Raw genomic sequence first — 5,155 nt, 5'->3', positions numbered from 1 at the left:
TGACTCCTTGGTTCTCCCGAGAACCAAGGATTGGCTATGACGTGATGCCTCCCGTCTATTGTCACGACCGATTACTCCCTTGGAGGTAGATTTCCGCTGCACCTGCGAAGCCCTGCGAGGCAGCGGACCTTAGGAAGGGACTGGATCGTCCATGATCAAGTCATGAAATCCTTCGAGCACCACGCGGGCTTTGGCGCTGTCTTCCGCGATGACCCTGATGAATCCTTCCAGCGCCAGGAGCTCGCCGCTGATAGAATACACGCCGCGCCCTTGCTCCCAAATCCATTTCACACGGCCAGATCGATCGATGATCCGGTAGACGAGCTGGAAGTCGCGCTTCAGCATGACCTGCTTGTGCACATGGTTCCATGCGTAGTCGCGGTCGTCGGGAAACATGATGTGCTGGAAATACAAGTTGGGGTCGTTCACCAGATGATAGGGTTCGTAACCGGTAACCTCCAGGCAGCCGTCGCTCGCGAACTCAAAACTCCAATTGCGATCGCTTTTGCAGCGGTAAACCATGCCCGGAATGCTGTTGAGCAGCGTGCTGAGAGAGCGCCGTACCGCACGGAGTCGCGCTTCGATTTCCTTCTGATGATTGATATCCGCCAGCGTTCCAATGACGCCGCGCTCGGGGCCGCTAACTGCCCTGACGCGCATATCGAGCCAGCGGGATGTGTCGTTGCGTGCGATCATGCGCATTTCGAGCCGGCAGGTGTCGCGATTGCCGCGTAGCAAGCCACTGATCTGAGCGTCGACTACGGGCCGGTCTTCGGGATGAACGAACGTGCCGAAGGGCTGATTTAGGCTGTCCACGATGGTGTAATCGAGCAAGTTCTCCCACGATGAACTGAGCATCGAGATGTTGCCGTCGCTGTCGATCTTGAAGACGATCTGCTCCATGTGCTCGATAATTTGGCGGTAGTCGACCGGAACGATGCGATCCTTTGTTAGTGCTTGCACGGTAGATCCGGCGGCCTCGTTCGGGGGAGTGAGAGCGGCTGTCAAATCAGGCGAGGCAATTGTTTGCTGAGTTAAGTCAGGTTTGACCTCGATCAATACAGGCGAGCTTGGTTCCGGCACATCATCACTTGATTTATTTTGTTCATCACGCTGAATAATCGGGAAGAGCACCAGAACGATAACGCCAACGAGTATTGCGATCGCTCCCAGGCCGAAGAGGGCGAACGCTTGTATGGTGCTGAAAATGAGCATCGTCATGAGCACGACCAGTCCGATGAGCACCGAAACAGCGCGTTCTGTACAATCTCGTTTCGGTGATTGCGGCAATCATTTTGCTTATATCAATCGTGTGCGTAAAGCATTAGGGCGTTATCCGTTATATTTTCGGACCGCGGCTTTCGCCACCGGCGCAGCATTCGCGGCGCTTCTGATCTTCACAAGCTCTTCGTACTTGTCCAACTACAGCTCGGCGATACGAGACGCTGTCGGCAAGCTGCATTCAGCTCAGCTTTCAATTGCCAGCCAGACATCGGATGCGGCGGCAGGCCGAAACGCTGATGCGGTCGCTCAGTGGTCTGATTTAAGCATCTTCAACGATCAGATGATCTTGCGGTATTCGGACGTCGATCTCGACGTTCTGAAGGACGGCGATCGGCCGATAAGCGAAAAAACAGCTCGCGATGCGATCACGCTGTTGCAGAAGGCTGAGCAGAATCTCGAGCGAAGTTTCGAGGCGAAACGCGCCCAGGTCGCGTTTCTGCAATTTTCCAGCTTTTGTCTTCTGCTCTACTGCCTCGCACGTTTGAGCATCAATTCGCGACGGCTCCTTGTCGACGGCGTGGACCGGATCGCAGGCTCGGCACCGGCTTGCGAGGCCCCATCGCAAGCCCGCCCGGGCCGCGATGAGATGGCGAGACTCGAGGAAGGCGTTGGCAGCGTCCTCACGCAGATCGCGAATTCCGGTGTGTCCGCGGATTCGCGCGCGTCTCTCGAACGCATGGCGCGCATCCAGGACTATCTCTCCAACGCGATGAGCGTGATGTTGCGCCATCCTTTTGGAGACGGGATGCTGCGAAAAATTCTCTACGCTTTGGAGCGCACGCTCGATCTTCAAGATACGGCGATCCGGTTTTCCGAGGATGCCGCCGCATTCCATTCCGGACGGTATCTTTTCTCGAACCGCGAACCGGCGCCGTTCTCAAAGCAGTTCGACGCGGAGATATCGGCGGCGGGAGCCGGAGTTATTGTTGACGAACATTCGGAGGATTTAGCGGCGCGCCGGGCTGGCATAGGGTTTGTTGATGCAACCGGGGAGATGAGTATTCTCATGGTCGAGTTTTCGCGAGAGCGATCACTCGAAGCGCTCGAGACCAAGACGCTGCGGATAACGGCAAGCCTTCTTTCGATGGCTGCAAAACTTGACGGCCATGATCAGGAAGCCCGGCGTATCGCAGTGTTGGAAGAGCGTGCTGCGATTGCGCGAGAGCTTCACGACTCGCTGGCGCAATCCTTATCCTTCATGAAAATTCAGCTCGCGCGTCTTCAGTCCTACCAAAATAACGCGAGCAGCGAATCCAGGGAGCAGATGAAAGCCGTCACGAGCGAATTGCGTCATGGTCTGGACAATGCTTATCGGGAATTGCGCGAGCTGCTTGCCACCTTCCGGGTTCATATGGACGTTCGCGGCCTCGATTTTGCTATCGAGTCGGCGATCGAGGAATTCAGCCAGAGATCCGGCCTGCCGATTTCGCTCGACAACAGACTTGCCGGCGCCGCTCTCTCGGTGAACGAGGAATTTCATGTTCTGCACGTCGTGCGCGAGGCGCTGAGCAATATTCTTCATCATGCACGCGCCGCCAATGTTTGGATCACGATGTCCGTTCGGCAGAATGGTGAGGTGGCCGTGACCGTGGACGACGATGGGGTCGGGTATCTTCCGATGGAAGCCAAGGAAACGTCGCATCACGGGCAGACGATCATGAAAGAGCGTGCTTTCAGTCTCGGCGGAGCGATCGATATTGGCCCGAGGGGAAAAGGCGGTACGCGCGTGAAGCTGACGTTTACGCCGAAAGAATTGCAATACCAATGATATTCAGGTGTCGATCATGATCAAAGTTGTCCTTATTGACGATCATCCTTTGTTTCGAAAGGGCGTTCGGCAAATGATTTCGCAGGATCCGAATTTCAGGGTTGTCGGGGAGGCAGCATCCGGTCAGCAAGGCATAGAACTCGCCTTGGCGTTAAATCCCGACATCGTGCTGATCGACATCAACATGAAGGGCATGACCGGTATCGATACGCTCCGGCATCTGAAGGCAACGCATCTCCTCGCCCGATATATTATTCTGACAGTTTCGAATTCCGAGGACGATCTGATCGAGGCGCTGCGCGCGGGCGCCGACGGCTATCTGCTCAAGGATATGGAACCGGAAGACCTATGTACGAATCTTCTCAAGGCATGGAGCGGGGCGACGGTTCTGCAAGATACGCTGGCGGAGGTACTGAGGAGTGCTCTGCTCTCGCCGATCAGTGCTGGGACGTCCGGCGAGGAACTGCTGACGCCTCGCGAGCGTGAGATTCTTGAATGCTTGGCGGAAGGGTTCAACAACAAGACGATCGCTCGCAAACTCGGGATCAGCGACGCCACCGTCAAGGTTCACGTCAAGAACGTTCTGCGCAAGTTGAACCTTGCGAGCCGGCTCGAAGCAGCCGTGTGGAAACACCGGTCCAAGCAGCCGAGCCGAAGCCCCGGAAAAATCGATCGTGAACTTCACTGACGGCAGTCTGTTTTCGGCTGGTCCCGGCCTGCGTTTGCCGGGCTGCATTTCGCCATCCTGAATTTATCCAGCGTTCTTCAACGCCCGCGCCCACGTTTGCGCATCGCTTTCACACGCGCGATGGCTCGAAAGCCTACATGCAAACTGCAATTCTATACAAATTTTGGAATCAATTTAAAAATGTATTTATTTCAATAACTTGATATGAAACAACCGAACGTCTCATAAGATCTGGCACAAACACGCATCTTATCGAACTGCGATATTTATGCTGCAATTCTCCATTCGCCAGACGTGTCGAATGACGGCGATCCTCGGGAACGTGAAGCGTATGACCACTGTCGATCTCACGCGCTTCTTCGCCAACACCGATGGTGAGGTCATCAGCAATGCCTTTGCGTCGCGGCGCGCGGTGGTGCCTTGGCGTGACCGGCGTCCGCTTGGCGAAGATGATATCGCGGACATCTGGCCGGGCCTGCTGTCGGAATGCGGAACGCCGCGGCGACGGCTCGTTTATATCCACGTTCCATTCTGCGCCAACCATTGCTTGTTCTGCGGCTTCTACCGCAATGCGTATACGGCGGCGCAGACGGCGAGCTATACGGATCTGCTGGTCTCCGAGATCGCGCGCGAGGCTGGCGCGGCGGGAATACGGCATCATCCCATTGACGCCGTATATCCCGGCGGCGGCACGCCGAGTGCGCTGTCGGCAAGCGATCTCGCTCGTATCGTCGAGACCGTGCGGACGAATCTGCCGCTTTCACCGGACTGCGAAATCACGCTCGAAGGCCGCATCATCCATTTCGACGACGACAAGATCGACGCCAGCCTCGCCGCCGGCGTCAACCGGATCTCGATCGGCGTGCAGTGCTTCGACACCGTGGTACGCCGCCGCCAGGGACGCCGCGCCAGCAAGGAAGAGGCGATCCGCTTCATCGAAGGCATTCGCGATCGCAACCGCGTGGCAGTGGTCATCGACCTGCTCTACGGGCTGCCGGGGCAAACTCTGGAGGTCTGGCGCGAAGACCTGCGCATCGCGGCGGATCTCGCGCCCGATGGCGTCGACCTTTATGGCCTCAATCTTATTCCCGGTTCGCCGTTGCAGCGTGCGGTCGCGGCTGGCAAGCAACAGCCGACGACACTGCAACATCTCGGAGCGATGTATGAGGCGGGCGCCAGCTTTCTCGGCGCCAACGGCTGGCGGCAGATCAGCAACAGCCACTGGGCGCGGACGCCGCGAGAGCGCAATCGCTACAACCTGCGCATCAAGCAGGGCAGCGAATGTCTGGCCTACGGCTCTGGTGCGGGGGGGGGGGGGACCTTCGGCCCCACCACCTACAGCGCCAGGGGCGCTCTGCAGACCTATTCAGCCGGTTTTTCCCCCGGGGCCAAGCCCACCGGGGGCCGGGGCCCCC

The 5,155-nt window shown here is 57.5% G+C and carries 4 protein-coding genes; 3 read left to right on the top strand and 1 reads right to left on the bottom strand.

Going from position 1 to position 5,155, the window contains the following annotated elements:
• Positions 1 to 129: 129 nt before the first annotated feature.
• The gene (locus tag WC026_RS17125; protein ID WP_372712221.1) at positions 130 to 1,245 is read right to left on the bottom strand and encodes a PAS domain-containing protein; all 1,116 of its coding nucleotides are present in this window, start codon (positions 1,243 to 1,245) and stop codon (positions 130 to 132) included.
• 169 nt (positions 1,246 to 1,414) lie between these two features.
• On the opposite strand from WC026_RS17125, the gene WC026_RS17120 reads away from it, so the two are divergent.
• The 3 genes from WC026_RS17120 to hutW form a co-directional block, all read left to right on the top strand.
• Positions 1,415 to 3,052 (top strand): histidine kinase, encoded by a 1,638-nt coding sequence (locus tag WC026_RS17120; protein WP_372712220.1) that lies wholly within the window; start codon positions 1,415 to 1,417, stop codon positions 3,050 to 3,052.
• A 16-nt stretch (positions 3,053 to 3,068) separates the two neighbouring features.
• Complete coding sequence (gene narL, locus WC026_RS17115) at positions 3,069 to 3,740, top strand: two-component system response regulator NarL (protein WP_372712219.1); 672 nt, start codon at positions 3,069 to 3,071, stop codon at positions 3,738 to 3,740.
• 301 nt (positions 3,741 to 4,041) lie between these two features.
• Positions 4,042 to 5,155, top strand: a 1,114-nt coding sequence (gene hutW, locus WC026_RS17110) for a heme anaerobic degradation radical SAM methyltransferase ChuW/HutW (RefSeq protein ID WP_372712218.1), incomplete at its 3' end; no start/stop codon positions are given.

Origin of the sequence: Hyphomicrobium sp. (genome assembly GCF_041674905.1) — a bacterium.
Classification (GTDB): Bacteria; Pseudomonadota; Alphaproteobacteria; order Rhizobiales; family Hyphomicrobiaceae; genus Hyphomicrobium_B.
Note: the sequence above shows the minus strand (reverse complement) of the source record. Positions and strands in the feature narration are given on the sequence as shown.

Excerpts from the sequence above, each read along its gene's own strand:
- narL (WP_372712219.1), top strand. The coding sequence starts at position 3,069 with ATGATCAAAGTTGTCCTTATTGACGATCATCCTTTGTTTCGAAAGGGC.